The sequence below is a fragment of the Streptomyces radiopugnans genome, from assembly GCF_900110735.1.
Taxonomy (GTDB): Bacteria; Actinomycetota; Actinomycetes; order Streptomycetales; family Streptomycetaceae; genus Streptomyces; species Streptomyces radiopugnans.
On record NZ_FOET01000001.1, the window covers coordinates 217,124 to 243,581 of the forward strand.

Annotated in this window: 25 protein-coding genes and 1 tRNA gene; 7 read left to right on the forward strand and 19 right to left on the reverse strand. The window is 72.4% G+C overall.

Annotated features, from left to right (window positions below):
* Positions 1–42: 42 nt before the first annotated feature.
* From BMY40_RS00895 to BMY40_RS00905, 3 genes are all read left to right on the forward strand, one after another.
* On the forward strand, positions 43–531 hold the full coding sequence (locus BMY40_RS00895; RefSeq protein WP_177213821.1) for an XRE family transcriptional regulator: 489 nt from the start codon (positions 43–45) through the stop codon (positions 529–531).
* Between the two features lie 171 nt (positions 532–702).
* Entirely contained in the window at positions 703–1,554 is an 852-nt protein-coding gene (locus tag BMY40_RS00900; RefSeq protein WP_245769768.1) for a phosphate/phosphite/phosphonate ABC transporter substrate-binding protein, read from the forward strand.
* Positions 1,551–2,816, forward strand: a complete 1,266-nt coding sequence (locus BMY40_RS00905) for a ferritin-like domain-containing protein (protein WP_245769769.1) — start codon at positions 1,551–1,553, stop codon at positions 2,814–2,816. Before BMY40_RS00900 ends, BMY40_RS00905 begins: the two co-directional genes overlap by 4 nt.
* Positions 2,817–2,895: 79 nt before the next feature.
* Here the strand turns inward: BMY40_RS00905 and BMY40_RS00910 are convergent, their stop codons facing one another.
* The 11 genes from BMY40_RS00910 to BMY40_RS00970 form a co-directional block, all read right to left on the reverse strand.
* Positions 2,896–4,212: an SPFH domain-containing protein gene (locus BMY40_RS00910; RefSeq protein ID WP_093654315.1), complete on the reverse strand. Its 1,317-nt coding sequence runs from the start codon at positions 4,210–4,212 to the stop codon at positions 2,896–2,898.
* Positions 4,209–5,954, reverse strand: a complete 1,746-nt coding sequence (locus BMY40_RS00915; RefSeq protein WP_093654317.1) for an SPFH domain-containing protein — start codon at positions 5,952–5,954, stop codon at positions 4,209–4,211. Before BMY40_RS00915 ends, BMY40_RS00910 begins: the two co-directional genes overlap by 4 nt.
* 616 nt (positions 5,955–6,570) lie before the next feature.
* Entirely contained in the window at positions 6,571–7,683 is a 1,113-nt protein-coding gene (locus BMY40_RS00925) for a DegT/DnrJ/EryC1/StrS family aminotransferase (protein WP_093655642.1), read from the reverse strand.
* A 40-nt stretch (positions 7,684–7,723) separates the two neighbouring features.
* The gene (locus BMY40_RS00930) at positions 7,724–8,176 is read right to left on the reverse strand and encodes a nuclear transport factor 2 family protein (RefSeq protein WP_093654321.1); all 453 of its coding nucleotides are present in this window, start codon (positions 8,174–8,176) and stop codon (positions 7,724–7,726) included.
* 33 nt (positions 8,177–8,209) lie between these two features.
* Complete coding sequence (locus tag BMY40_RS00935) at positions 8,210–9,385, reverse strand: macrolide family glycosyltransferase (protein WP_177213822.1); 1,176 nt, start codon at positions 9,383–9,385, stop codon at positions 8,210–8,212.
* A 49-nt stretch (positions 9,386–9,434) separates the two neighbouring features.
* Positions 9,435–10,037, reverse strand: coding sequence for a dTDP-4-dehydrorhamnose 3,5-epimerase family protein (locus BMY40_RS00940; protein WP_093654325.1), 603 nt, complete (start codon positions 10,035–10,037; stop codon positions 9,435–9,437).
* 13 nt (positions 10,038–10,050) lie between these two features.
* The gene (gene rfbA / locus BMY40_RS00945) at positions 10,051–10,971 is read right to left on the reverse strand and encodes a glucose-1-phosphate thymidylyltransferase RfbA (protein WP_093654327.1); all 921 of its coding nucleotides are present in this window, start codon (positions 10,969–10,971) and stop codon (positions 10,051–10,053) included.
* A gap of 153 nt (positions 10,972–11,124) precedes the next feature.
* Positions 11,125–12,585, reverse strand: coding sequence for a DHA2 family efflux MFS transporter permease subunit (locus tag BMY40_RS00950; protein WP_093654329.1), 1,461 nt, complete (start codon positions 12,583–12,585; stop codon positions 11,125–11,127).
* Between the two features lie 40 nt (positions 12,586–12,625).
* On the reverse strand, positions 12,626–13,651 hold the full coding sequence (locus BMY40_RS00955) for an MDR family NADP-dependent oxidoreductase (RefSeq protein WP_093654331.1): 1,026 nt from the start codon (positions 13,649–13,651) through the stop codon (positions 12,626–12,628).
* Between the two features lie 121 nt (positions 13,652–13,772).
* Positions 13,773–14,741: a dTDP-glucose 4,6-dehydratase gene (gene rfbB, locus BMY40_RS00960; RefSeq protein WP_093654333.1), complete on the reverse strand. Its 969-nt coding sequence runs from the start codon at positions 14,739–14,741 to the stop codon at positions 13,773–13,775.
* A gap of 674 nt (positions 14,742–15,415) precedes the next feature.
* Positions 15,416–15,491: transfer RNA gene (locus BMY40_RS00970), tRNA-Arg, on the reverse strand.
* Between the two features lie 310 nt (positions 15,492–15,801).
* Between BMY40_RS00970 and BMY40_RS00975 the strand changes: the two genes are divergently transcribed.
* The 4 genes from BMY40_RS00975 (at position 15,802) to BMY40_RS00990 (ending at position 21,586) form a co-directional block, all read left to right on the forward strand.
* On the forward strand, positions 15,802–17,424 hold the full coding sequence (locus BMY40_RS00975; protein ID WP_093654337.1) for a dynamin family protein: 1,623 nt from the start codon (positions 15,802–15,804) through the stop codon (positions 17,422–17,424).
* Positions 17,421–19,415: a GTPase gene (locus BMY40_RS00980; RefSeq protein ID WP_093654339.1), complete on the forward strand. Its 1,995-nt coding sequence runs from the start codon at positions 17,421–17,423 to the stop codon at positions 19,413–19,415. The genes BMY40_RS00975 and BMY40_RS00980 overlap by 4 nt, the downstream gene beginning before the upstream one ends.
* Positions 19,416–19,576: 161 nt before the next feature.
* Positions 19,577–19,996 (forward strand): single-stranded DNA-binding protein, encoded by a 420-nt coding sequence (locus BMY40_RS00985; RefSeq protein WP_093654341.1) that lies wholly within the window; start codon positions 19,577–19,579, stop codon positions 19,994–19,996.
* A 156-nt stretch (positions 19,997–20,152) separates the two neighbouring features.
* Positions 20,153–21,586, forward strand: a complete 1,434-nt coding sequence (locus BMY40_RS00990) for a Cys-Gln thioester bond-forming surface protein (RefSeq protein WP_093654343.1) — start codon at positions 20,153–20,155, stop codon at positions 21,584–21,586.
* 264 nt (positions 21,587–21,850) lie between these two features.
* Here the strand turns inward: BMY40_RS00990 and BMY40_RS00995 are convergent, their stop codons facing one another.
* The 8 genes from BMY40_RS00995 to BMY40_RS01030 form a co-directional block, all read right to left on the reverse strand.
* On the reverse strand, positions 21,851–23,116 hold the full coding sequence (locus BMY40_RS00995; RefSeq protein WP_093654345.1) for a tyrosine-type recombinase/integrase: 1,266 nt from the start codon (positions 23,114–23,116) through the stop codon (positions 21,851–21,853).
* Positions 23,116–23,322 carry a helix-turn-helix transcriptional regulator gene (locus BMY40_RS01000; RefSeq protein WP_093654346.1) on the reverse strand — a complete coding sequence of 69 codons (207 nt, stop codon included), beginning with the start codon at positions 23,320–23,322 and terminating at the stop codon, positions 23,116–23,118. The genes BMY40_RS00995 and BMY40_RS01000 overlap by 1 nt, the downstream gene beginning before the upstream one ends.
* Positions 23,316–24,704 carry a replication initiator protein RepSA gene (repSA, locus tag BMY40_RS01005; RefSeq protein WP_093654348.1) on the reverse strand — a complete coding sequence of 463 codons (1,389 nt, stop codon included), beginning with the start codon at positions 24,702–24,704 and terminating at the stop codon, positions 23,316–23,318. Before repSA ends, BMY40_RS01000 begins: the two co-directional genes overlap by 7 nt.
* Positions 24,705–24,712: 8 nt before the next feature.
* Positions 24,713–24,895 carry a hypothetical protein gene (locus BMY40_RS01010; protein WP_093654350.1) on the reverse strand — a complete coding sequence of 61 codons (183 nt, stop codon included), beginning with the start codon at positions 24,893–24,895 and terminating at the stop codon, positions 24,713–24,715.
* A 95-nt stretch (positions 24,896–24,990) separates the two neighbouring features.
* Positions 24,991–25,308 carry a SpdD protein gene (locus tag BMY40_RS01015; protein WP_093655643.1) on the reverse strand — a complete coding sequence of 106 codons (318 nt, stop codon included), beginning with the start codon at positions 25,306–25,308 and terminating at the stop codon, positions 24,991–24,993.
* A 28-nt stretch (positions 25,309–25,336) separates the two neighbouring features.
* Positions 25,337–25,525: a mobile element transfer protein gene (locus tag BMY40_RS01020; RefSeq protein WP_093654352.1), complete on the reverse strand. Its 189-nt coding sequence runs from the start codon at positions 25,523–25,525 to the stop codon at positions 25,337–25,339.
* A gap of 2 nt (positions 25,526–25,527) precedes the next feature.
* Positions 25,528–25,707: a hypothetical protein gene (locus BMY40_RS01025; protein ID WP_093654354.1), complete on the reverse strand. Its 180-nt coding sequence runs from the start codon at positions 25,705–25,707 to the stop codon at positions 25,528–25,530.
* Between the two features lie 15 nt (positions 25,708–25,722).
* Complete coding sequence (locus BMY40_RS01030) at positions 25,723–26,427, reverse strand: DUF2637 domain-containing protein (protein ID WP_093654356.1); 705 nt, start codon at positions 26,425–26,427, stop codon at positions 25,723–25,725.
* Positions 26,428–26,458: the final 31 nt, after the last annotated feature.

Here is a 26,458-nt window from a genome sequence, read left to right on the forward strand (position 1 = left end):
TGACGGCTCCTGGTCGGTTCCGGTGTGGTGGAGGTGGATGCGGTGTCCGACACCCGCGGGGATCGGACGCTGGCGGAGAGACTCGACCGGCTCTTCGACACCGTCCGCCCGGAGGGCCCCAAGGGCCGCCGGTACACCAACGAGGAGGTCGCCACCGCCGTCAAACGCGCGGAGCCCGGTGTCCGGGTGGGCGGCGCCTATCTGTCCGCCCTGCGCAAGGGAACCAAGAAGAACCCCTCCACCGAGCTCCTGACGGCCCTGGCCCGCTTCTTCGGCGTCCCAGCCTCCTACTTCCTGGACGAGCGCGCCGCGGCCCGGACCGACGCCGAGATAGAACTCGCCAGGGTGGCCCACAACATGGGCGTCAGAAAGCTCGCCCTGCGCGCCCTGGAGCTGTCCCCCGAGGGGCTCGCCGCCGTGACGAGGATCGTCGAGCACGTCCTGGAGAGCGAGCCCGGAGCGCGTACGCGGCAGGAGGAGCAGCCGCCCCCCGGTGCCGCGCCGCCGGACGGCCGGCCCGCCGGGCACTGACCGCCCCCGTTCGCCCGATCCGGTCCGGACCCGCCCGTGCGCCGCGGCCGCGCGGCGACGGACCGACGCGTCCGACGGCCCCTCACGCACCCCCGCACAGGGCGTGGTTGTCCGGATCGTCCCGCACTCCTAGGCTTTGCGGCGATCGCCGTCTTGTGAGGAGAGCGACCCTTGACGCTGCTGATGGGCGCCGTGGCCTACGACCCGAAGACCGTCACCATCTGGACCGGCTTCCGCGCCTGGCTGCGTGCCCGGGGCCTGCCCTTCGACTTCCTGCTCTACTCGCACTACGAGCGCCAGGTCGAGGACCTGCTCGCCGGAAGGCTGCACGCCGCCTGGAACTCACCGCTGGCCTGGGTGCGCGCCGACCGCATGGCGCGGGCGGCGGGCCGGAAGGTGCGCGCACTGGTGATGCGCGACACCGACCAGGACCTCACCTCCGTCGTCGTCACCCGCCGCGACTCGCCCGTCGCCACCCTCGCCGACCTCAAGGAGCGCACGGTGGCCGTCGGGGCGGTCGACTCGCCCCAGGCGACCCTGCTGCCGCTGGAGACGCTGCGCCGGGCGGGTCTGCGCCGGGGTGAGGACTTCCGCGTCCGCCGCTTCGACAGCGGCACCGGCCTCCACGGCGACCACGTCGGCGGCGAGCGGGAGGCGGTGCGTGCCCTGCTGGCGGGCGAGGCGGACGCCGCCTGCCTCCTGGACGCCAACCACCTGCTGTTCGGGCGGGAGGGGACGCTGCCGCCCGGGAGCACACGGGTGCTGGCCCAGACGGAGCCGTACGACCACTGCAACATGACGGTCGCGGACGACGCTCCCGCCGACCTGGCCGAACGGTTCGGCGAGCTGTTGCTGTCCATGTCCTACGCCGACCCCGGGGCACGCCCCCTGCTGGAGCTGGAAGGGCTCACCGCCTGGCGCCCCGGCCGCACCACCGGCTACGCGCTGCTGGAGGCCGCGGTGGGCGAGACGGGCTTCTACGACCCTGCCGGGAGGGTCACCGCGGCGGAGTACGCGCCGTGACCGCGACCGGCTCCGCGACCGGCTCCGGCCCCGGAACCGGCCCCGGGCCGCGGACGCTCCGCCTCGGGACGCTGGGCTTCGACCGGGGCGCGCACCTGCTGGTGCGGCGCGCGCTGCTCGACCTGCGCCCGGGCCAGGAGCTGGCGGTGGCCGGGGACGACCCCGCGCTGCCCGTCCACCTGCGCGCCTGGTGCCGCGCGCACGGCCACGAACTGCGCCTCCCGGACCCGGGCGGGGGGCCGGGCGGGCAGGAGGCCGACGGCGTCCGCGCCCGGATCGTCCGCGGCCGGGCGGATCTCGACCGCTGGTCGGACGCCGAGCGGGCCGGCGGCCCCGGCCCCGGCGGCCTCGTCGCCCGCCCCTCGCCCGCCTGGGGCCTGGCGGCGCGCGGCGCGCTGGTGGAGAGCGGCGGCCCGGCCGGCCCCTTCGACCTGGCGGACCGCGACCACGTCTGGGCCGACGTCACCCCCCACCTCTACGCCCGTGCGGCGGCCGAGCAGTGGGATCCGGGCCGGGCCGTCGACTGGGAGGCGCCCTTCACCCTCCCCGGCGAGGTCGAGCGCGCCGTCGTCCAGGTGATGACCTACCTGGTGGAGAACGAGCAGGCCGCCCTCGTCGTCCCCGCCCGGCTGCTGGCACGCATCCATCCGCACTTCCGCGAGGTCCTCCAGCTGCTGGCCGTGCAGGCGGCCGACGAGGCCCGCCACATGGAGGTCTTCACCCGCCGCGCCCTGCTGCGGGGCGGGGAGATGGGCACGTCCTCGGCCGGTGGACGGGAGTCGCTCGACACCCTGCTGACCGAACCGGACTTCTCCCTGGCCTCGTTCCTGCTCTCCGTGCTGGGCGAGGGCAGCTTCCTGAGCCTGCTGGCCTTCCTGGAGCGCCACGCCCCCGACCCGGTCACCCGCCGCATCACGGCCCTGGCCCGCCGCGACGAGGCCCGGCACGTGGCCTTCGGCGTCGCCCACCTCCACCAGCGCGGTACCGTCGACCCCGCCCTGCGCGGCAGGCTCCGCGCGGCCGTGGAGCGCCGCCACGACGCCCTCACCGACACCTCGGGCCTCAACGCGGACGTCTTCGACTCCCTGGTGGTCCTCGCGGCGGGCGAGTGGAACCCCGAGGCGATCGGCCGGGGCCACGACGCGGTCCTGGCCCTCCAGTCCGAGATGGACGAGGGCAGGCAGCGCCGCCTGGTCCACCTCGGCTTCCCCGCCGACGAGGCGGCCGAACTCTCCGCGCTCCACACCCGCAACCTCATGTGACGCGACGGAAGGGCCGAGACCCCGGAACGCGTCCGTCCCGCCCGCCCGGTGGGAGCCGGGCGGACGGGACGCACGGGGCTCAGCGCTCGCCGTCCACCGCGCCGGCGGACCCGGCACCGCGGTCCACCGGCGGAAGGGCGGCCAGCCGGGGCAGCAGCTGGGCCGTCAGGAGCGTGGACAGCGCCGAGGTGTCACCGCCACCGGCGCCGTCGGTGCGCACCACGACCGGCCGCGGCGCGCTGCCGGCCAGGGTCGCGCCGACCTCCAGGCGGCGGCGGGCCAGTTCGTACTGGAGGACCGCCCGGTTGTCGCGGTACGCCTGGGCCAGCCGGCGCTGGGCGCGCGCCTCGTTCTCGGCGGCGATCAGACCGCTGCGCCCGCGGGTCTCGATCTCGAACCGCACCCGCTGCGCGTTGGTCTCCTGCTCCTCCAGGAGCTGGGCCACCTCCTCGCGCGCCCGGTTCAGGGCGGCCTTCACCTCGACGATGCGCGCGTCGCGCACCTTCTTCGCCCGCTCGATGTCCATCCGGAGGCTGTCGATGCGGCGCTTGCGGGTCAGGCCCCACTCCTGGTCGTACGCGGCGCGCTCCTTGGCGACCCGCTCCCGGGTGGCCAGGTGCTGCTGGTACTGGGCCGGGAGCTGCACGTCGGGGATGTTGCAGCCGGTGATGCGCACCCCGTAGCGGGAGAGCTGGCGGTTGAGCAGCTCCTGCATGTCGGCCACGTCCGAACCCCGCAGGTCGTAGGCCCGTTCGGTGCGCATCCTGCGCGCCCGCTGCCGGATGGCGTCCTGCACCGCGCTGGAGAGCACCAGGTCGAAGTTGCCCGCGCCGATGGTCCGCACGAACAGCACCGCGTCGGTGATGCGGAACTTCAGGAAGAACTCGATCGACCGCAGCGGCACGTTCTCCTGGGTCGGGCAGGCCATCACCGGGGCCGAGTAGGGGATCTCGGTGGCGGTGTCCACCACGAACTCCACCCGCGACCACGGGTGCCACAGATAGTGGCGGCCGGGATCCAGGGTGCGGGTGACCGCGCCGTAGCGGGTCAGGACCCCGTTGGTGCCCTGCTCGATCTCCACGATCGAGGAGCGCCACCACCACAGCCCCCCTGCCAGCAGGGCGAGGACGCCCAGGACGTAGGAGAGCGCGGCCAGGGAGCCGCGGGCGGCGCCGGCCAGTCCCTCGGAGCCGCCCGCGCTCAGCAGTACGCCGGTCAGCAGTGCGAACACCCCGAACCACAGCGGCAGCAGCCACCACAGCCGGCGGCGGTGGCGGGGGATGATGACCGGGACCAGGGTGCCCGCCTCGCCGCCGCGCAGCAGCTGGGCGATCTCGCTCCAGGGGGCCACCGCCTCGGAGATGACCGACCTGCGGGTGCTGGACACGGCGCTCACTGCGCGCCCTCCTCGGTGTCGTCGGACGATGCGGTCGCTCCGGGTGCTCCGGGGACTCCGGTCTCCCCGGGTGCTTCAGGCGCTTCGGGCGGTCCGGGCTCCCCGCCGGGCGCCGCGGGCTCGGCGGGGTCCGCGAGGTCCGCGGCCTCCACGCCCCCGGGAGCCGCGGTGCTTCCGGCCGGCACGGTCGGCCGCTCCTCCTCCAGCAGGGCGCGGATCTCCTCCTGGCGCCGTTCGATGCGCTCGGAGACCTCCCCCAGCCGGGCGCGGACGGCGGCCATGTCGGCCTCCGTGAACAGCTCCGTGCCGTGCTCGCCGATCATCTCCCGGGCCAGCCGCAGGAAGTCGACCCCGGCCGTTCCGTCGGACTCCTGCGCGCCGCCCACCCGCACCAGCTGCGGCAGGTGGTCCGCCACCTGCTCCAGGGTGTCGAGCATCTGCTGCCGGTAGCGGTACTCCAGGATCTCCGGTGCCTCGGCGGCGGTCACCGCGCGGATGTCCAGGGCCTGCGCCTCCAGCAGCGCGGCGTTGGCCTTCGCCTCCGACTCGGCCTGCACGTAGCGCTGCCGGGCCAGCGCCTGGGCCCGGTTGGTCTCCCGCTCCACGGCGGTGTCCATCTGGGCCTGGTACTGGGCGATCTCGGCCTGGATCGCGGAGAACGTCTCCTGGAGGGTGGCCAGTTCCTTGGTGAGGTCGCCCTCGTCCTGCTCCTTGCGGAGCTGGAGCGCGTACTCGTGGGTGTAGGCCTCCTTGGCGACCCGCACCATCTCCGGGGCGGCCAGGTCCATGCGGTAGTTGCGGTCGGAGGGCTCGGCGTGCGTGATGTTGGCGTTGGTCAGCTCCACCGCCGGCTGGAACTGCTGGTTGAGCTGCTCCAGGAGCCGGCCGGTGTCCTCGCCGACCATGTCGTAGATGCCGGCGGCCTCCTGCTCGTAGATCAGGCTCCGGATGGTCTCGCTGACCGCGTTGCTCAGCTTCTCCTCGAAGCCGCGTACCGCGCCGAGGGTGTAGACGAACTCCACCGGGTCGTTGATCCGGAACTGGATGAACAGGTCGATCGACGCCTTCACCCCGCTGCGGGTGGGGGCCTCGCGCACCGGCGCGTTGAACGGGTACTCGCGGGTGGTGTTGAGGATGTACGACACCCGCTTCCACGGGTTCAGCAGGATCACCCGGCCGGGGCCGACCACCTGCTCCAGCTTCCCGAAGCGGGTGATCAGCGCCTGGCAGCCGTCCGGCACCATCACCATGCCCTGCCGCCACCAGACGAAGACCACCGCCGACACCGACAGCACCCAGTAGTGGATGCCGAAGAGGGGGTTGGTCAGCGCGCTGCCGCCCGCGGCGGACACCACGGAGGAGCCCACCGCTCCCACCACCAGCAGCATGAGCACCGGGAGCATGCTCAGCAGGGAGCGTCCGCGCGGGAGCACCATCGGGCAGATGACGTGCACCGGCACGCCGTCCTCGCGCTGCTGCTCGCTGCGGTTGAGCGCCTCCCCGGCCTCCACCAGCGGAACGGTCCGCTGCGTCATCACGGTGGCGATGGAGCCGCCGCCCTGCTCCCGCGCGGCGGGGAAGTCGGCCGGGTCCATGCCGTCCTGCTGTGAGGGGCCGCCGCCTTCGGTGTTCCCGCCGCCTTCGCCGCCTCCGGTCCCGCCGCGCCGTCGCCGGCGCAGCTCCTCCTCGGCCACGGCCCGCGGATCAGCCCCCTGGGCCACCGTCTGTGCGATTCTGCGCATGTCCTGGGTTCGTGCCACGTCTGCCCTTCGCCGTCTCCGGTCGCGTTCGTCCCGTACGGGTGTTCCACCCCATCTCACAACACGCGGCCCGCCGCAGACGGACACGGGGCCCGATCGTGACCCGGACGGGACCTTCCGGGCCGCTCGTGGCGGCACCGGCCCGCCTTCGGGAACGAGGGCGGGGGCAGGGCGGAGACGGATCGGTGCCGCCACGTGGCCACCTTGCGGCGCGGTGGCCCGTGACGCGCCTACGGCACCGGCCTCACGGTGCGAGGGCGGTCGGCCTCAGCAGCGCGGCCGGGCCCAGGACCACGGGGAGCGCGTACCACCACCGGCGCAGGCGCCCGTCCTCCACGAGCCCCCCCGGGCCGGCAGCGCGCAGGCGCCGGTGACCGGCAGCGCAGGCCCCGCGGTGATGCCGGAGTGGGCGGCGGCGTCCGGCTCCCACGGGTTTGGCGGTCCCGGCCGTGTACGCCAGCAGGACGAGAGGGCCGCTGCACGCGTGGTCGAGCCCCTGCCGGGCGCAGATGGCCACCCCCGCACCCCTGGACACGGGCGAGGACGCGGGGCAGCGACCGCCTGCCCCGCGTCCTCGCCCACCCGTGTCCGCCGGCCGTCACCACCCGGCCTTGACGGTCTTCGCGATGTGTGCCCGGTCCTCGTCCGACACCCACCAGCCGACCGGCAGGGCGATCTGGCGCTCGGCGACGGCGTCGAGTCCCGGCAGCAGCGCCTGGGAGCCGCGGGTCGCGGTGTAAGTGTCGTTGCGGTGGTGCACCTCGCTGGTGGCGATGCGAGCCTCGGCCAAGCGCCGTGCGAAGGCGTCGCGGCCGTCCACCTTGACCGAGTAGTACCAGAACGACGGGTCGCGGTCGCCGGCGCGCTCCGTCAGCTCCAGGCCGTCCACATCGGACAGTTCGGTGTCGTAGAACGCCGCGTTCTCCCTGTGCCTGGCGAGGAGGTCGTCGACGATCTCCAGGTTGGCCAGTCCGATGGCCGCGTTGATGTCGTTCATGTTGAACTTGAAACCGTACTCCGGAATGTCGTTCTTGAACCGGGCTGCCCCGCCGTCGCGGTCGATGCCGTACCAGCGCAGCAGTCGCGCCCGTGCCAGCAGTTCGTCGTCGGGCAGCACGATCAGACCGCCGTCCCCGGAGGTCAGGTGCTTGACCGCCTGGAAGCTGTAAACCGCGATGTTTCCGTGCCCGCCGAGAGCCACACCTCGGTAGGTGGCGCCCCACGCGTCGGCGCAGTCCTCCACGACCCGGGGGCGTACGCCGTGGACGCGTTCCGCCTGGTCGAGCACACGGCGCAGCCGGTCCAGGTCGACGGGGTAGCCACCCCAGTGCACCAGGACGATCGCCCGGGTCGACGGAGTGATCTTCCGGGCCAGGTCGTCCAGGTCCATGTTGAGGGTGGCGGGATCGGTGTCCACCCAGCGGATGCGCATCCCGTTGGCCAGGATCGGCCAGTTGGTCGCGGTGCAGGTCAGCGCCGTCGCCAGGACCTCGCCGTCCCGCCCGGCCTCCGTCGCCACCAGGTGCAGGGCCAGGTGCAGTCCCGACGTGGCGCTGTTCACGGTCAGGACCCGGGGGTTGTCCAGCCGTTCGGCCAGGGCGCTCTCGAACGCGTCGACCTTCGCGCCCTGCCCGATGTACCCGCTGTCCAGGACGTCACCCACCAGGGCTGCCGCCTTGTCGGACATCGCCACCTTGAAGAGGGGGATCATGCCTCCCACCCCCCCGACTCCCTGCGGGTGCGGCGGAGCCTCACTTGTAGTCACCGTCCGTCTCGACGAAACGGTTGCGCACGAGCCACGTGCCGTCGACGCGGACGAGCTCGTCGTCGCAGAGGGTGTGGTGGCGGAAGTGCACTTCGCCGCTCAGCAGGGTTCGGTTCGGGGTCACGTAGACCATGACGTAGCTCTGCGCGCGGACGGTGTCGTCACCGAGCCGCTCCACGGTCAGCTGCCCCATCCAGTGCCGCAGGACGAGCCCCTCGTGCAGGCCGGTCTGCCTCTCGATCGCTTTGACCAGCATGTCCCGGCCGACCAGGGGGTCGGGCATGTCCGCCGCCTGGAACACGCCGTCCGGGGTGAAGGTCCGGGCCCACTGCTCGCCGTCCCCGCGGTCGAGGATCTTGAGCTGAAGGGCGTAGAACTGCTGGATCTCCAGGTACAGGTCGCTCGGGACGAGCGTGGTGGCGAGGTCGTGCGAGTTCATCGTCTCTCCTGGTTGTCGGTGTCTGAGCAGTGGTCATTTCGCCGCGGCGCGGAGGTGGCCGAGGATCGTGTCGGCCGCGCGCTGGGCACCGCCGGCCTTTCGCATGTGCTCGCGCATGTCGTCCAGGTTGGTCCGTATGACGGGGTCGGAGGCGACCGCCAGAACAGCCTCCCGGAGGGATTCGGGGGTGACCTCCTCGGGACGCAGCACCTGGCCCAGGCGCAGCTCGCCGGTCCGCGCGGCGATCATCTCGGAGTCGCCGTTGTGCGGTACGGAGACGAGGGGCACCCCGGCGTACAGGGCGTTCATGGTGTTGCCGGCGCCGCCGTGGCATACGAACGCGCCCGCGTGCTCCAGCACGGCCTGGAGGGTCAGCCAGGTGTGGATCTCGGCGTTGGGCGGCAGTTCGCCCACCGCATCCAGGTCCACCCCGGGGCCCGCCGCGATGACCACGTGCCACGGCAGCCCCTCGAACGCCTTGGCGCACATGGCGAAGAACTCGGGCTGGGTGTTGAAGGTCGTGCCCAGGGAGATCAGGACGACGGGCTTGTCGTTGGACGGCCTCCAGGTGCCCTGCAGGTCGCTCCGCCGCAGCGTGATCCCGGCGAACGTGTACCGGTCCTCGGGAAAGGACTCGCCCTCGGACTGGAACTCGCGCGGCATGAAGGAGATGTTGTGCGCGGCGTCCGCCATCAACTCGTCCAGCGGGACGTCCCGCAGCCCGTGCGCGTCGGCGAACGCGCGCAGCTCACGCGTCAGCTCGCCGAACATCCCCTCGGCGGCCTCCTGGGCGTCGGAGAAGTACTGGCGGGAAATGAGGACGGGGTAGAGCTGGATACCCGGCACGCCGAGCTTGCGTGCCATCACCCGGCCGAGGAACTGCATGGAGATGTCGTAGACCAGGCAGTCCGGCGCGTCGTCGCCGAAGTACTCCTCGAGCACCGGTGCGGTGGCGGCCGCCTCCCGGACCGCGCCCAGCAGCACCCGCGCCAGCCAGTCCTCCGCGCCGGTCGGGGCAATGGTCCGAGGGTCGATGACCGAGGTGTACGGGATGACGTCCGCGCCCGTCGAGGCGATCCGCTCGGCGAAGTCCCCGGCGGCCAGGTAGCTGACCCGGTGGCCGCGCTCGACCAGCTCCTCCACGACGCCCAGCGTCGGGGTGATGTGGCCCGCCGCGGGGATGTTCAGGAAGGCGATGTGTCTCTTCACGTGGTTCCAGCTCCTGGAGTCGTCGGCTTGCTCGGGGATACCGGCCGCGTCATGCGCGCGGCCCTGACAGGGCCTCGGCACGGAGGTCCGCGTAGGAGGGCAGTACGCCCAGGGCTTCCGTCTGCGCCAGCGTCGGTGCGGTCCGGTCCTTGTCGGACAGGACGATGTCGTCCATGGCGGGCCACGGCAGGGCGAGGCGCGGGTCGAGCGGGTCGATCGATATCGCCTTCCCCGGGGTGTAGACGCGGTCGCACATGTAGGCGACCACCGCCGTCTCGCTGACCGCCGCGAACCCGTGCCCGAACCCCGCGGGGATGTACACGGCGCGCCGCCGGACGTCGTCCAGCGGGATCGCGACGGACGCGCCGTACGTCGGGGAGCCGACCCGGACGTCCACCACCATGTCGACGATCGACCCGCTCACACAGGTGACGTACTTCGCCTCTCCCGGCGGGGCGGCGGTCAGGTGGATCCCGCGGATCGTGCCGCGCCGCGAGACCGAGCAGTTGACCTGCGCCACTTCCATGAGGCGCCCGGTCGCCGCGTGCAGCCGCTCGCCGACGAACAGCTCCACGAACGCCCCGCGCGCGTCGCCGTGCACCTTCGTCTCCACGAGGTGGACACCGTCCAGGCCGAGCTCTTCGAAGATCATCGGGTTCCCTTCCTCAGCCGACGGCGCCGACACCGGCGCCGGCCGGGACCTTGTTCTGGATCTCCACTCCCGCGGCGTCCGGCAGTCCCACCAGGTACTCGCCGTAACCGCTGGGCATGAGCGGCTTCGCCAGCTCGCGGAGCCGGTCGCTGTCTATGAACCCGCGGCGCCAGGCCACCTCCTCGACGCAGCCGATCTTCTGGCCCTGCCGCTCCTCGACCACCCGCACGAACTCCGACGCCTGGACCAGTGAGGCGAACGTCCCGGTGTCGAGCCACACGGTGCCCCGGTCGAGCACGGTGACGTTGAGTTCGCCCCTGCGCAGATACGCCTGGTTCACCTCGGTTATCTCCAGTTCGCCGCGCAGGCTGGGCCGCAGTGAACGGGCGATGTCGACGGCCCGGTTGTCGTAGAAATAGAGACCGGGCACCACGTACCGCGATTTCGGGTGCGCGGGTTTTTCCTCGATGGAGCGGACCCGCCCTTCGAGATCGAAGTCCAGAACACCGAAGTCGCTCGGATTGGCCACCGGGTAGGCGAAAATGTGCCCGCCGTCCGGAGAGGTGTGGGTCTTCAACTGATCGCCGAGGCCGACCCCGTGGAAGATGTTGTCGCCGAGGATCAGCGCCACCGGCTCGTCCGCGATGAAGTCCTCGCCGATCAGAAGCGCCTGGGCGATGCCTCCGGGTACGGGCTGGGTCGCGTACCTGATGCTCAGGCCCAGGTGCGAGCCGTCGCCCAGCAGCCGCTCGAAGGACATCCGGTCGGACGGCGTCGTGACGACGAGGATGTCCCGTATACCCGCCAGCATCAGGGTGGACAGCGGGTAGTAGATCATCGGTTTGTCGAAGACCGGCATGAGCTGCTTCGACATGGCTTGGGTGATCGGCCACAGGCGGGAGCCGGTTCCGCCGGCCAGAATTATGCCTCGCATGCTTCGGAAGCTAGTGAAGCCGCCTATAGGGGCTGTCGAGGCCGGGTGGGCCCGGGCCGCGTCGTCCCGGGGGCGCGGGGGCGGGCAGCCGGAACCGCGCAGGCCCGCCCGGAAGAACCGGACGGGCCTGCGCGGCGGCCTGGAGGAGGACCGTCAGATGTTCTCCTTGCCGCCGGGCACCCCGCCGGGCACCGTGCGGGGCACCGCTGCGGCCGCCGCCAGGCTCAGCACGAGCAGCACCGCGGTCGCCAGGAAAGCGACCCCGTAGCCGGAGGCGAACGCGTGGACGTCGGGGGGACCGCCGTCGGCGACCTGCGCCGTACGCCACTGGGCCAGGGCGACCATGACCGCGAGGCCGGCCGCACCTCCCAGGGCCTGGGAGGTGTTCAGCACCCCCGAGGCCAGCCCCTGCTTGTCCTCCGGCACCCCCGCCGTCGCCGCAGCGGCCACGGAGGTCACCAGGATGCCGAGCCCCAGACCGAACAGCAGGCTGGGCCCCAGCAGATCGGCGATGTAGGAGGCGCTCTCGTCGGCCGCCGACTGCCACAGCAGTCCGGCGATCATGGGGAAGAGCCCCACCAGCATCAGTGGACGGGGACCCGTCTTCGGCCCCACGACCGAGGAGGCGGCGGCGCCCACGAACGCGCAGAGCGTCAGCGGCAGGAAGACCAGCCCCGTCCGTATGGCGCTGTAGTGCAGCACCGACTGGTACAGCAGCGTCAGGAAGTAGAAGGCCGTGGGCAGGGCCGCCCCCAGCGCCAGCATCGTGACATTGGCTGCCCACACCGAGCGGTTGCGGAACAGACTCAGCTCCATCAGCGGCTGTGCCGCCCACTTCGCCTGGTCCAGCACGAACACCGCCAGCAGCACCACGCCGATGACCAGCGAGGCGACGATGCGCGCCGACCCCCAGCCGTAGCGCTGCCCCTCGGCGAGACCGTAGACGAGCGCGGCGATCCCCAAGGTGACCGACAGCGAGCCCAGCACATCGAGCTTCGTGCCCTCGCGGGTGCCGATGCGCGAGGTAGTGGCCACCGACACCACCGCCATCCCCACGATCAGCAGGCACAGCGGCACGTTGATGAGGAAGACCCAGCGCCACGACATCCATTGGACGATCGCGCCGCCGCTGAGCACGCCGATCGCGCCGCCACTGCCCGAGGCGGCACCCCACAGGGCAAGCGCCTTGGCCCGCTCCACCGGCTGGGTGAACGTCGAGCTGAGCACCGCCAGCGAGGCGGACGCCATGATCGCGCCGCCGAAGCCCTGGCCCGCACGGCCGATCACCAGGGCCCCTGCGTTCGGTGCGATACCGCCGACGAGGCTGAACACCGTGAACACCGCGAGGCCGACCAGCAGCATGCGCCGGCCGCCCAGCAGGTCCACCATACGTCCGGCCAGCAGCAGGAATCCGGCAAACGGAATCAGATAGCCGTTGTATACCCAGGTCAGGCTGCCCGGTGTGAACTGCAGATCCTGCTGGATGGACGGGATGGCGACGTTCACGATCGATGCGTCGAGGATCACCGTCAACTGGGCGAGGCAGCACACCGCGAGGACGAATCCGGCCCGGCGGGGCTTGGCCGGCGCCGCCGGCGTCATCTGGTCGATCATGGAAGAGGACCCCTTCCCGGGAGCCGCTCGGTGCCGGCCATCAGGAGATCTTGACGAGCACGTTGCCCTTGTAGGCACCGCGCAGCAGGTTGATGAGCGCCTCGGGCGCGGCCTCCACGCCGCCCTCCACCACGGTGTGGGGCAGCACGATCTTCCCCTCCTGGAGCCACTGCGCGAAGTGCTGGTTCCACGCCTGGATCTGCTCCGGCGTGTGGTAGGTGGAGAACGGCTTGATGACGATCTGCCGGATGATCCCGGTCATGATGTCCAGCCGGGGGAACGCCCCCTGCGCGTCACCGGTCTGCGCGGAGACCGCGCCGCCGAGCGCGAACCGGGCACCCTGCGCCGCCACCTGCACGGCGGCCTCGAAGTGCTCACCGCCGACCAGGTCGAAGAACACGTCGATCCCGTCGGGAGCCAGCTTGGCGAGCTGCTCGGCCACCGGGCCGTCCTTGTAGTTGAACGCGGCGTCGTAGCCGAGCACCTCGGTCAGGTAGGCCACCTTCTCGGCGCTTCCGGCCGAGCCGATGACCCGCTTGGCCCCTCGGGCCTTGGCGATCTGGCCGGCCAGCGAACCGACACCGCCCGCCGCGTTCGACACGAAGACCACGTCACCCTCGCCGACCTCCGCGACGTCGGCGATGCCGTGGTACGCCGTGATGCCCTGGTTCAGGAAGTACTCCAGACCCGGGTACCAGGCGGGCTCGACCTTGAAGTACTGGCCGGCGGGCCCGGTGGAGTACTCGGTCCAGCCGTCCAGGTGCTGGACGGTGTCGCCCACGGCCAGGTCGGGGCTGTCCGAGGCCACGACCACGCCGATCGCGCCGCCCCACGGCCGCTCGCCGACCTTGTAGCCGGGCATCATGGGCAGCCCGGGGTCCTCGGCCATCAAGTCCCGCATCACGGCGGTCACCTGGAGATACCGGTTGTGCACCACCACGTTGCCGGCCGTGGGCGCGGCGGCCTCCACCTCGGCGACCTCGAAGTCCTCCCTCGACGGCTGGTCGGTGACGTAGCGCGCCAGGCGCACTTCCTTGCCGGTCTTCGGCAGAGTCTGGGCAGTCATGGGTAATCCCCTTCGGTTCATTTCTTCATTCATTTCGATGCGGCTGAGGCCTGCACAGCCATGCGGCCGCGCCACGGCATTCGAGGATCCCTCGGACGGGGCCCGAAATCCGGTCAGCCCCTCACCCGTTCCACCAGGACATGTTTTCCCGGTACCACTCCACCGTGTCCTTGAGGCCCGTCTCGAACGGTTGCTCAGGGGCGAAGCCCAGTTCCTCCCGGATCTTGGTCATATCCAGGGAGTACCGCTGGTCGTGGCCGGGGCGGTCGGCGACCCGTTCGACCATCTCCCAGTCGGCTCCGCAACTTTCCAACAAACACGCGGTCAGTTCCCTGTTGGTCAGCTCCGTGCCGCCACCGACGTTGTAGACCTGGCCGGCCCGGCCGCCACGCAGCACCAGGTGGATGGCCACGCAGTGGTCCGCGACGTGGAGCCACTCGCGGACGTTGGCGCCCTCCCCGTACAGCGGGACACGGCGGCCCCGCAGAAGGTTCGTGACGAAGCGCGGTATGACCTTCTCCGGATTCTGGTACGGACCGTAGTTGTTCGAGCACCGGGTGATCACGGCGTCCAGACCGTGGGTCCTGTGCGCAGCCAGCACCAGCAGATCGGAGGCGGCCTTGGACGCCGCGTAGGGTGAGTTGGGCGCAAGCGGCTGCTCTTCGGTCCACGAGCCGACCGGGATCGATCCGTAGACCTCGTCGGTGGACACATGCACGAAACGCCCGACACCGTGCCGGCGGGCGGCGTCCAGCAGTACCTGTGTGCCGAGCACGTTGGTCGACACGAAGTCGCGGGCGTCCTCGATGGACCGGTCCACGTGTGACTCGGCGGCGAAGTGAACGATTGCATCGTGCCCGCGCACCGCCTCGCCGACCAGCTCCGCAACGCGGATGTCACCGCGGAGGAACGAAAACCCGGGATGCCCGGCGACCGGTGCGAGGTTCCTCATGTCGCCGCCGTGGCCGAGCACATCGAGCACGGTGACCCGGGCACCGCCCGCAGGGGTCCCCGGAAGCCTGCCGGACAACAGAGCCCTGACGTACTGCGATCCGATGAACCCCGCGCCACCGGTGACGAATATCCGCATGCGACGGATGGTAGGAAAGCGGGCTTGAGGCCGGGTCGAGCCGTAACGGCGGACGAGACCGGCCGGACCAACCCGTGGTCCGGACCTCTGTCACGGCCGCGACCCGGGGTCCTCGGACCGGGGGATCGCAAAGTGTTCGGTGTAACGCCCGATCGAGGCCGCGCCGTAACCGCGCCCACGGCTCGGCCCGGACGAGCAGGCCCGGTCGCCTGCGGGCAAGCGCGTGTACGGCTGCCGCCGCACCTGCCTCACGGCGTGGCTCGGCAAGGGCGTACCCCCGGCCCGGGGCGCGGAACGGGCGGGCAACGGCGCACCCGTACTCCTCGCCATCCACGCGAGGTGCATCGCCGGGCAGCCGACCGGCCCCCCGACGCGGATCTGCGACATCCGGTACGTCCCCCGGGCGGGGCAGGGCGGATGCGGCCGAGGGCGGTGCGGGACTCCGCGCAGGTGGGTCCCGCACCGCCCTTCGGTGTCGCCCGGTAGGGGCGTTTCGGGTGCATTTGGGTGAGGGAAGCCGGGGGCGCATGGGGGACAGGCACCCGTGGAGGCCCGGTTTCGGCCGGTGCCGGCCGGACTCCCGCGCCTTCCGCCGAGGCGGCTCACGCTGGGGTTCCGGGAGGGTCGGACACGGTACGACCAGGCAGAACGCGGCCCACCCGACGTGACGTCAGTGGCGCCCCCGGCAGGACTCGAACCTGCGGCCAAGCGCTTAGAAGGCGCCTGCTCTATCCACTGAGCTACGGGGGCTCAAGCGGTCGCGGACGGACGGCGGAGCGCCCCCGGGTGACCTTGCCGCGACAAGGATAGGGGCCCGGGTGCATCCTCCCGGTTGCTTCACGTCCGCGACACCCTGTGGAGGTTCAGTGAAGCGGTCCCGATAATCGCAGGCGAGTACGAATCATGCACCGGTTTGAGCGCCCGACGGGGCGGGTGTTGTGCAGTCGTTATGCCCTACGCCCCCGATGTGGCGCGGGCCACAGGGGTCAAAACACCCTGTTCTAGCCCTAATGCACTTCAAAAACCATTCGAAATTGGGCATTCTGCGCATGTGGCGATCTTGGAAGCTAGGACCGAACTGCTCGATGCGCTCACCACGCTGCGTGACCGCGTCGCCGCAGCCCGCTTTCCGCTGCCGCTGCCCGGGGCCGAGCGCGCCCGCCGTTCCCGCAGCGAACTGCTCGCCCAGCTCGACGACTACCTGGTGCCCAGGCTGCGCGCCCCCGAGGCGCCGCTGCTCGCCGTCGTCGGCGGCTCCACCGGAGCCGGGAAGTCGACCCTGGTCAACTCGCTCGTCGGACGCCGGATCAGCGACGCGGGGGTGCTGCGGCCCACCACGCGCACACCAGTGCTGGTCTGCCACCCCGCCGACCAGCACTGGTTCGCCGGGCCCCGCGTACTGCCCCGGCTGAGACGGGTCTGGACGCCGCGGCGCGACGACTGCCGGGCCGCGGAGGACGGGCCGGCCGCCGTCCCCGACGACGACCACGCGGCCGACGACGCCGACGCCCCGCCCGCGCTCGCCGTGGAGACCGCCGAGGCCGTGCCCGTCGGGCTCGCCCTGCTGGACTCGCCCGACATCGACTCCCTGGTGACCGCCAACCGCGAACTGGCCGCCGAGCTGTTCTGCGCCGCCGACGTCTGGATCCTGGTCACCACCGCCTCCCGCTACGCCGACGCGATCCCCTGGCACCTGCTGCGCAGCGCCCGCGAGTACGACGTGACCCTGGCCACCGTGCTGGACCGGGTGCCCCACCAGGTCGCCGAGGAGGTCTCCCGCCAGTACACCGCCCTGCTGGAACGGGCCGGCCTCGGAGACGTGCCCTGCTTCACCGTTCCCGAACTGCCCGAGTCCGCGCGCGGCGGCTCCGGGCTGCTGCCCGCCACGGCCGTGGCCGAGCTGCGCGACTGGCTGCTCCACCACGCCGGGGACCCCGCCGCCCGCGCGGTCGCCGCAGGCCGGACCGCCGCCGGAGCCCTGGCCTCGCTGCGCTCCCGCGTCTCCGGGCTCGCGGGCGCCGCGGCGGCCCAGCACGCCGCCGCACTGCGGCTGATGCGGCACATCGACGGCGCGTACGAGCGGGCCGGGGCGCGGGTGCGGCGGCAGATCGACGACGGGGAGCTGCTGGCGGGCGAGGCCCTCGCCCGCTGGCGCGGCTTCCCCCGGGACAGCGGCGGCGACGAACTCCTGGACGCCTTCGCCGACGGGCTGTCGGCCCTGCTGCGCGGTGCCGTCGGCGACGCCGACGAGGAGGCGGCCGACGCCTGGCGCCTGGAGCCCGGCGCCCCCGAGTGCGGCCGCGCCGACGAACTGGTCGCGGAGCGGATCGACCTCCTGGCACGGCGCTGGCGGCGCTGCCTGGAGGAGATCGCCGACGAGGAGCTGCGCGCGGCCGAGGGCGGCTGCCCGCTGCCGGCCGAGGGGATCGCGGCCCTGCTCGCCGCCGCCCTGCTGGGCGGGCGGCGCGCGCGGGGCGCGGACGAGGCGCTCGCCTGCGCACTGGGCGCGGCCGTCGCGGCGCGGCTGCGCGAGCGCGGCGAGCGGCTGCTGGAGGACTGCCTGGACCGCGTGCTGCGGGGGGAGCGCGGCTACCGGCTGGTGCCCCTGAGGGACCTCGACGCCACCCCCGACCAGCAGGTGGCCCTGATCGCCGCGCTGTCCGTACTGCAGAGGAAGAGGTGATCGCGGTGGGCGTGGACGTCCGCACCGGCGGCGGCCGGATCTGGGACGACGGGCTGATCGCCCGCAGGGCCCGCGAGGGCGGCGGTGTACGGGAGGAGGCGGAGAGCACGCCGTTCCCCGCCGGGCCGTTCGACGGCGCCCGCGGCGACCGGCTGTTCGACGGCGCCCCCGGCGGCCGTACGGGCGGTCGGGAGGAGTGGTGGGACGGCGGCCGCGCCGGCGGCACACGGGCGTACGCCGCACCACCGGGCACCGCGCCCGAGGAGGAGGCGCTGCGCGAACGGCTGCGCGCGCTGCGGGAACTGGTCGGCCTCTCCCGCACCCGGCTGGACGGCGAGGTGCTCGCCGAGGCCGGCCGGATCCTGGACGAGGTCACGGCGCGCGGCAGGCTGTCGCGGGCGTACACCACCGTGGCCGTCGCAGGGGCCACCGGCAGCGGCAAGTCGATGCTGTTCAACACGCTCGCCGGGGTCCAGCTCTCCGAGACCGGACTGCGCCGCCCCACCACCTCGGTGCCCGTCGCCTGCGTCTGGGAGACCGAGTGGGACAGCGGCGCCGACGGCCTGCTGGAGCGGATGGGCGTGCCGCCCCGGGCCCGGCGCCGGGTGCAGCCGCGCGACCCGGCGCTGCGCGGCCTGGTCCTCATCGACCTGCCCGACCACGACTCCGCGGCCCCCGGCCACCGCGAGCAGGTCGACCGGATGCTGCGGCTGGTGGACGCGGTGGTTTGGGTGACCGACCCGGAGAAGTACGCGGACGCGGTGCTGCACGAGCGCTATCTGCGGCCCCTGGCGGGCCACGCCGAGGTGACGTTCGTGGTGCTCAACCAGGTCGACCGGCTGCCGGGCGACGCCGTCGACACCGTCATGGACGACCTGCGGCGGCTGCTGGACGAGGACGGCATGGCCCTCGGCGAGCACGGCGAACCCGGCGCGACCGTACTGGCCCTGTCCGCGCTCACGGGCGAGGGCGTCGGCGAACTCAAGGACTCCCTGCGCGAGCTGGCCTCGGGGCGGCGGGCGGCGGCGCTGCGGCTGTCGGCCGACGTGGACGGTGTGGTCGCCCGGCTCCGCCCGGTCTACATGGCCGACACCCCGCAGGGGCCGGCCGGGCTGACCGAGCGGGCGCGCGAGGAGTTCGAGGACCGGCTGGCCTCCGCGGTGGGCGCGTGGGCGGCGGGGCAGACGGCCGAACGCCTCTGGCTGCGCCACGCCGAACAGGCCTGCGGCACCCCCTGGGCACGGCTGCTGCGCTGGTACGAGACGCGGCGCGGACGCGGGGAGAGGGCCGCCGTCCCGGCCGTGCCCGGTGCCGGGGACGGGGACGGGGGCGGGACCCCGGTGCCGGAGACGGCCGCGGTGGCCCGGCCCGTACTGGCGCAGGCGGTACGGGCACTGGCCGAGGAGGCGTCGGCCGGGCTGCCGCAGCCGTGGGCCCGCTCGGTGCGGGACGCGGCCTGGCGCGGCGCGCTGGGGTTGCCGGAGGCGCTGGAGGACGCGATCGCCTCGGCCGCGGACGAGGGCGGGGAGGGCGGCGGCGCCATGGGCGCGGGTGGAAGCGGCGGGAGCGGTGGGGGCGGGAGAAGGTGGCGGGGGACGTGCGGAGCGGGGGGTGGTGAGGTCCGGCCGCCGAAGCCGCGCTGGTGGACGGTGGTGGCGTGCGCGCAGTGGCTGATGCTGGCCGTCCAGTTGCTCGGCCTGTACCTGCTGGTGGACCTGATCGCCGGAGGACCCGGGTGGGGCGGCGTCTGGCTGCCGGTGACGCTGCTGACGGGCGGTGCGCTGGGCGGCCCGCTGCTGGCCTGGTGCTGCCGGATCGCGGCACGGGGGCCGGCGCGGGCGTACGGACTGGAGGAGGAGCGCGGGCTGCGGCGGCTGGCGACCGGCTGGGGCCAGGCCTGGGTGCTGGAACCGGTGGCCGCCGAGCTGCTGCGGTACCGGGAGGTGCGCGAGCAGTACGTCATCGCGGCGGGAGGCACGGACCGGGCCTGAGGGCGGTCCCGGTCCTGGAAACCCCCTTCGCCGTCACCCGTCCGGGTGGCCGGGTTGTCCACAACCCGGCGGTACTCCACAGGCCGCGGCGGACATCCGCGCGAGCGGGCAGCATCGGGCCCGTACCGGGGGCGAACGGGAAGAGAACGGGGGCGGCCCGGATGAACGAGACGATGGTGACGGTGGTCGGCAACGCGGCGTCGGCGGTGGAGGCCAGGACGACGGCGTCCGGCCGTCCGGCGGCCCGGCTGCGGCTGGCCACCACGGTGCGGCGCTACGACGAGCAGCGGGGCGGCTGGACGGACGCGTACACCGGCTTCTACACGGTGTGGGCGTTCCGGGGGCTCGCGGAGAACCTGGCCGCCTCCGTGACCGTCGGCGAACCCCTGCTCGTCCAGGGGCGGTTGCGAGTGCAGCAGGGCGAACGCGACGGGAAGCGCTGGACGTCGGTGGAGATCGAGGCGACGGCGGTGGGGCACGACCTGGCCCGCGGCACATCGTCGTTCCGCCGCGTCGTGCGGGCCGTTCCCACCGGCGAACCGCCGCCCAGTCCATGGGACTTACACGCAACCGGCCGGTAACTGCCCTTATGTCACGGCGAGTACGTTCCTGCGGCATTCCCTGATAACGATTGGGACTCGGAGTGTGTAACGTCCGGTATTCCTGGGGACCGAGTTCGGATTGCTCCCTACGATCACCCCCTGAGACACGGGGGTTGACGAGGGGACGACCAGACCATGATTTCTGTACGCGGACGGGGTCCCGCCCGTTTCGCCGCCGCTGCGATAGCCACGGGCATGCTGGCGGCAGGAGCGATGGCCGGCGCGGGGACCGCCGTCGCAGACGAGCTGACCCCGCACAAGGGTGGAGCGACCGCCACGCTGGGAGGCCTGAACAAGGACCGCTCCCACCTCGCCATCTTCCACGACGATGGTGACAAGCAGATCGGTGCCGGCCTCTTCGACATGACGGTCGACGGCGGCGGCGCCCTGCAGACCTACTGCATCGACATCAACACCGGGACGCGCAAGGAGGCCAAGTACAAGGAAGCCTCCTGGGCCGAGTCCTCGCTCCACGACAACGAGAACGCGGGCAAGATCCTCTGGATCCTGAAGAACTCCTACCCGCAGGTGGACGACCTCGCGGCGCTCGCGAACAAGGCGGGTGCCGAGCAGCTCACCGAGAAGACCGCCGCCGCGGGCACCCAGGTCGCGATCTGGCGCTTCTCCGACGACGCGAACGTCTCCGCGAAGGACGCGAACGCCGAGAAGCTCGCCGACTACCTGGAGAAGAACGCCCAGAACCTGGCCGAGCCCACGGCGTCGCTCACGCTCGACCCGCCGGCCGTCTCCGGCAAGGCCGGTGAGAAGCTCGGCCCGATCACCGTGCACACCAACGCGCAGGAGGTGACCGTCGCGCCCGGCGCGGAGGCCACGGGCGCAGGTGTGAAGGTCGTCGGCAAGGACGGCAACGTGGTGACCTCCGCCAAGGAGGGCGACCAGCTCTTCTTCGACGTGCCCAAGGGCACCGAGCCCGGCACCGCCTCGCTGACCCTGCAGGCCAGCACCGAGGTCTCGGTGGGCCGCGCCTTCACCAGCGTCGACCCGAAGAACCCGAGTCAGACCCAGATCCTGGCCGGTTCCAGCGGCTCCAGCGTCAGCGCCACCGCGACCGCGACCTGGGCCAACGAGGGCCCGATCCCGGCCGTGACCGCCGAGAAGAACTGCGCCAAGGGCGGCGTGGACGTCACCGCGACCAACGAGGGTGACGAGCCGTTCTCCTTCTCCCTCGCGGGCAAGGAGTACGAGATCCCGGCCGGTGGCTCCGAGACCGTGACCGTCCCGGTCCAGGAGGACCAGGAGTACAACATCACGATCACCGGCCCGAACGGTTTCAAGGAGACCTTCACCGGCACCCTCGACTGCGAGACCGCCGAGGTCACCACCGGCGGCAACGGCGGCGAGGAGGAGAGCCCCAAGCCCTCCACCGAGCCCAGCCCGGCCACCGTCGGCGGCGACACCGGTGACACCGACGGCAACCTCGCCGAGACCGGCAGCAGCAGCACCACTCCGATCATCGCGGGCGTCGCCCTCACCCTGGTGGTCCTCGGTGGCGCCGCCGTCTTCTTCCTCCGGAAGAAGAAGCCCGCCACGGCCGGCTCCAACGACTGAGCCGTCGTCTCACCCGGCTCCACCGGTCCGGGCGTGATCGCATGATCCGCCCGGACCACCCGGCCGTGTGCCGCCGCACCTCCGCGGCGGCACACGGCCTTTTCACGGCGTTCACGGCGTTCACGGCCCCGGGCCGTGACGCAGGTCGCCCCGGTACTCGTTTTCGTCCCAGCGCGGCGGTGCGGCAAGATGGGGTGTAACTACCGCATCCAGAGCATGAAAACGGCCCCCTACCAGCGGTTTCGTTGCCAGTAGGGGGCCGTCTCATGCAGCCTGGGCCGTCTCTGGGCCGTCACCGGTTCTACCGGCGGCCCGGTACATGGCACTGATGGCCCGGCGGGCACGCTCCTCGCTGCTGGGCATCAGGTGGGTGTAGACCCGGAGCGTGAACCCTGGATCGGAGTGACCGAGGTAGGCACTCAGAGCCTTGATGTTCTCCCCGGCGTCCAGGAGCACTGAGGCGTAGAAGTGGCGGAGTGCGTGCATGCCGTGCTCCCGAGCCGCTTCGTACCGCTCGCCTTTGGCCGGCACCGGGATGAGCCCGGCCGACGCGAGCGCAGGCTTCCAAACCCGGTCGTTGAAAGCGTTGCTCCACAGCGCTCCACCTTGGAGGCCGGTGAACACCAGAGCCGCAGTCACCTTCGGGCCGTCCGGCCGGAGCCAGGGCAACGTCACCTCCACAGGCGGGAAGGCGCGCATGTGTACCGCGAGAGCCCTGCCCACCTCCCGATCGAGCGGCACATCCCGCAGCTTCCCCCGTTTCGGGGGAGCGAAGACCAGGGCACCCCGTACCTTCTTGACCTGCTGGCGGACGTGCACCCAGCCACCAAGGAGGTCAACCGCATCCACGGCCAGGCCGAAGACCTCACCCTGCCGCAGGCCGCAGCCGCCGCCCACATCCACCATCGCCCGGTAGCGCTCAGGCAGCGCAGCCCGCACGGCGAACACCTGCTCAGGGGTCCACGGACGCACACGCGTGGGAGCTGCCTGCGGAGCCTTGACCGACCGAGCCCGGCACGGGTTCTTGGCCAACAGGCCATCATCTACGGCAGCGTTGAGCACGGCCGACACGTTCTCAAAGATTGACCGCCGGTAGGACGCCACCGGCAACACGTCTTCCAGCCGCTTCCCCCAGTCGCGGATGTGCTCCGGTTGGAAGGAGGCCAGCGGGCGGGAACCGAAGTACGGGAAAGCATGACGCCGCAACCGCCCTTCCACAGCGGCCTGACTGGTGGCGTCAGTCGTCAGCGAGGCCAACCACCGCTCTGCGTACTGCTGGAAGGTCGTTCGGCCCGCACGAGGATCGACGTACTGCCCCCGCGTCATGTCGGCCTCGACGTTGGCGAGCCAGGCTTCCGCCTTGCGCTTGGCCTTGTCGGGGAAGGACTGACTCTTCTCGGTGCCGTCCGGGGCGACGTACCGGGCGCGGTAGCGCAGACCCTTGCCATGGCGGGCGGTCCTGACCTTGACCGGCTTGCCGTTCGGGCCGGGCACGGTCTTGAACCAGCGGTCTTGGATATGTCCGGCCATCAGGCAGCCGCCTCCATCTGCTCGGCCACCCAGCGGCGCACGTCTTCGGGGTCGAAGCGCAGATGACGGCCGACCCGGAAGCCGCGGGGACCGGTGCGCTTGCGGCGCCACTGGTAGACCGTCTCCACCGGCACGCCGAACAGGTCGGCCACGTCCAGCGGCGTCAGGTACCGCTCAGGCAGGGAACGACGCGCCACGCTCACCACTCCTCCCCGTGCGCTTCGAGGTCGGCCAGGGCCTCACGGGCGATCTCCCGGTTGGCCCGGAGGTCACGGGCGATGGAGGCCGCCAGCCACGACTCCCCCGGGGTGTGGCCGTGCCCGGCATAGGTCCAGTGGGCAAGGACGAGGGTGGAGCCCTCCGCTCCGTCGCCCAGGTCGGGCAGGCCGCGCTCTTGCCTCTCCTGGCGGGCCCGGTAGTCGGCACGGGCCTGGCGGAGCGCGCCGAGGGTGGTGGAGTAGCGGCGGGACTTGGTGGAGAAGTGGCCCCGGAAGCCGAGCATGTGCGCCCACTCGCGCAGCTTCCGATCCGGGTAGAGCCGGTGCAGATCGAGGCAGGCCGCGATCAGCCGCTTGGGATGCTCGGGCACGTCCAGCAGATCAAGGGCCTCGGCGTTGCCGATCCGGTGATCCACCGTGCCGGTCGTCTCGGCCGCTTTGGTGGCGTACTTGGCGACGTAGGAGGCGACGGCCTGTTCGGTGATCTCGCCGCCGTCGAAGGCGCCGATGGGCTGGATGTCGAGCTGGGTGCCCCAGCGCAGGACGCGGGCGGGCTGGGTGCCGGCGGCGGGCACGGTGACGGCGACGCGGGCGGCGGCGGCGCGGATAGCGTTGGTCAGCAGCTCCACGGTGGCCCACCGGGGCGGGGCGGAGTCGGGTCCGTCGGGGCCGTCGAAGCGGATGACGGCGTGGAAGTGAACCGCACCGCGCCTCTGGTATTCGGCGACCTTGCCGAAGGCCACCCGCAGCACCTGGTGGCAGGCTTTCTGGGTCCGTCCGGTCTGGCGGGCGACTTCCCGGCGCAGGTAGATGGTGAAGTAGCGCCACAGCTCGGAGGCGTGGTTGTTCCACAGCACCGCCCCGGCGTAGTCGTAGGTGTCGGGGTCGAGCGGGGTGCCCAGCTCCGGGGCGCCCTCGCGGTGGCGGGCACCGCAGCGGCATCGGCCACGGGCGGGCCGGTTGTGCACCGGGCCGAAGGACGGTGCGGTGAGGGTGGCGAAGACGCGGGGGTGGTCGCGGACGGTCTCGGCCACCCCCTTGGAGCGGTCGCCGGTCAGTCCGGCGCGGATGAGGTGAAAGGTGTCTCCGGCGTAGGTCCAGGCGCAGGACGGGCAGCGCGAGGCGCGGCGGTTACCGCAGGCCACCCGCAGCCGCCCGCCGGGCTCGCCATCGGTGGAATAGGCGTGCAGGACGGTGCCGGTGGTGCGGTCGAGGGTCTTGGTGGAGCCGGTCAGGTGGATGGGGTCGGCGCAGCCGCCGGTGCGGCGCACCTGCTCTTGCCAGCGGTCAAAGCCGGGGGACCCGGCCACCCGCAGGAAGTCCTGCCAGGTGATCGGGTCCACCCCCGCCAGCGTGGCGGCGTCGGTCATGGGCGCGGTCACCGCCCGGCGCGGACCAGGGCCGCAGTGCGGGGGGCGTGGCCGGTGCCTCGGCAGGCCGGGCAGACCACGCGGACGGTCACGCGGGTGCCGTCGCGGTGGTGGGTGCCGGTGGTGATGGCCACAGTGGCGAAGCCGTCACAGTCGCGGCAGATCGGCCGGTGCGGAGCGTGCTGGGGCATGATGAGGTCCTCTCTTTCGGATCTGCGGATCTGGAAGGGAAAGGAGGCGTCCGGGGCGGCGGAGACTTGGCGGTTGAGGCCGCCCCGGAGGCCGTTCAGCGGCGGTGCTGGTTGTTGAGCAGGGAGCGCAGGACGACCGCGCAGACCGCGACCGAGGTGGCGGTGACGGCGACGGCCAGGAGCATGGAGACCAGCACCGTGCCGATCACCAGGACAGCGGCGGTGCCACCGGCGGCGACGGCGACCAGGGCGCCGGGGGTGAGCTGGAGGATCGGCCGGGACGGCACCGGAGCCGGGACCGGGGCGGGTGCGGTGGCCGGGGCCGGGTCGGCGGGGGCCAGCGGCACGGCCGGGGCTGCGGGCGTGGCCGGAGTGGTGTAGGTGTCGGGCGGCGGGTAGGTGGGGCGGAACATCGACATCGCAGGTTCTCCCTTCCGGAGGTCAGGCGGTGCAGCGGTGGGTGCGGGCGGCCAGCTCGGCGGCCGAGCGGCTGTGGTAGTCGGCGGAGAAGCCGCAGCGCGGGGCGGTGCAGGCGGCGGTGTGCTTGTCGCGGCCCCGGCCGTCGTAGTAGGTGCCGACCTGGACCGGGCCGACGCGGAGCACGTCACGGAAGCGGTTCGGGCGCGGCATGATCACTCCTTCCGGTCCGCGTTGGGGTCGGGGTAGTCGGCCAGGATGCGGGCCGCCTCGTGCGGGTCGGTGGTCTGCTGAGCGGCTTCCTCGGCGCACAGCCGGGCCAGGCTGGGGCGGCCGGTGGCAGCCATCTGGTCGGCGTAGTCGAGGAGTTCGGATCGGATGGGCTTGTCAGGCATGAGCAGTCCTCCTTGTCAGGTGAGTTGGGCGGCGATGGCGTCGGCCATCGGGGCGGGCACCCCGAGGCGGGCGCGCAGGGTGTCGGGGTCGATGGGCGTACCGGTGCGGGCGCGGTGGGCGTCGGCGACCTTGCGGGCGTGGTCGACCAGCGCGGCCGGAACCGTCACCACCGGAGCCGGAGCCGATTCGGGCACCGGAGCAGCGGCCGGGGCCGGGGCGGGGTCGAGTTCGGGGACCGGGTCCGGCTCGACAGTCGGGGCGGCCGGGTCCGGTGCGCGTTCGACGACCGGGGCGGCCGGGTCCGGCGCGGCGGCCGGCATGTCCGGCTCCTGCTCCGGGGCGGTGTCGGGTGTGGTGTGGGCCAGCAGGGTGCCGCCGAAGAAGGCCAGCGCGGGCCATCCGGCCACCAGGATGCGCAGCCAGGCGGGCACGTCGGTGAGGTCCAGGAGTCCGGCGGTGGCGACGTTCGCGCCGAGCGAGGCAGCCAGGGCGATGACGAACCAGCACCAGGCCGAGCCCGCCGGAAGGTCGGCGGCTTGCAGGGTGCGGATGCGGTGCCAGGCGGCGACCAGCAGCAGATCCACCGAGATGGGGTAGGCCCAGGCTTTCCAGCCGTCCTGCCCGGCCGCCGCCGCCAGATCGTGTAGGTGAGCAAACGACAGCGCTCCGGCGATGACGGCCTGGATCAGCACGGCGTCGAGGCGGAGTTTGGTGCGCACGGGTAGCACCTCCTTTCAGGCATGGCAGGGG

Excerpts from the sequence above, each read along its gene's own strand:
- BMY40_RS00915 (WP_093654317.1), bottom strand. The coding sequence starts at position 5,954 with ATGCGCAGAATCGCACAGACGGTGGCCCAGGGGGCTGATCCGCGGGCC.
- BMY40_RS00925 (WP_093655642.1), bottom strand. The coding sequence starts at position 7,683 with ATGATCCCCCTCTTCAAGGTGGCGATGTCCGACAAGGCGGCAGCCCTG.
- BMY40_RS00930 (WP_093654321.1), bottom strand. The coding sequence starts at position 8,176 with ATGAACTCGCACGACCTCGCCACCACGCTCGTCCCGAGCGACCTGTAC.
- BMY40_RS00940 (WP_093654325.1), bottom strand. The coding sequence starts at position 10,037 with ATGATCTTCGAAGAGCTCGGCCTGGACGGTGTCCACCTCGTGGAGACG.
- rfbA (WP_093654327.1), bottom strand. The coding sequence starts at position 10,971 with ATGCGAGGCATAATTCTGGCCGGCGGAACCGGCTCCCGCCTGTGGCCG.
- BMY40_RS00950 (WP_093654329.1), bottom strand. The coding sequence starts at position 12,585 with ATGATCGACCAGATGACGCCGGCGGCGCCGGCCAAGCCCCGCCGGGCC.
- BMY40_RS00955 (WP_093654331.1), bottom strand. The coding sequence starts at position 13,651 with ATGACTGCCCAGACTCTGCCGAAGACCGGCAAGGAAGTGCGCCTGGCG.
- rfbB (WP_093654333.1), bottom strand. The coding sequence starts at position 14,741 with ATGCGGATATTCGTCACCGGTGGCGCGGGGTTCATCGGATCGCAGTAC.
- BMY40_RS00985 (WP_093654341.1), top strand. The coding sequence starts at position 19,577 with ATGAACGAGACGATGGTGACGGTGGTCGGCAACGCGGCGTCGGCGGTG.
- BMY40_RS00990 (WP_093654343.1), top strand. The coding sequence starts at position 20,153 with ATGATTTCTGTACGCGGACGGGGTCCCGCCCGTTTCGCCGCCGCTGCG.
- BMY40_RS00995 (WP_093654345.1), bottom strand. The coding sequence starts at position 23,116 with ATGGCCGGACATATCCAAGACCGCTGGTTCAAGACCGTGCCCGGCCCG.
- repSA (WP_093654348.1), bottom strand. The coding sequence starts at position 24,704 with ATGACCGACGCCGCCACGCTGGCGGGGGTGGACCCGATCACCTGGCAG.
- BMY40_RS01010 (WP_093654350.1), bottom strand. The coding sequence starts at position 24,895 with ATGCCCCAGCACGCTCCGCACCGGCCGATCTGCCGCGACTGTGACGGC.
- BMY40_RS01015 (WP_093655643.1), bottom strand. The coding sequence starts at position 25,308 with ATGTTCCGCCCCACCTACCCGCCGCCCGACACCTACACCACTCCGGCC.
- BMY40_RS01020 (WP_093654352.1), bottom strand. The coding sequence starts at position 25,525 with ATGCCGCGCCCGAACCGCTTCCGTGACGTGCTCCGCGTCGGCCCGGTC.
- BMY40_RS01025 (WP_093654354.1), bottom strand. The coding sequence starts at position 25,707 with ATGCCTGACAAGCCCATCCGATCCGAACTCCTCGACTACGCCGACCAG.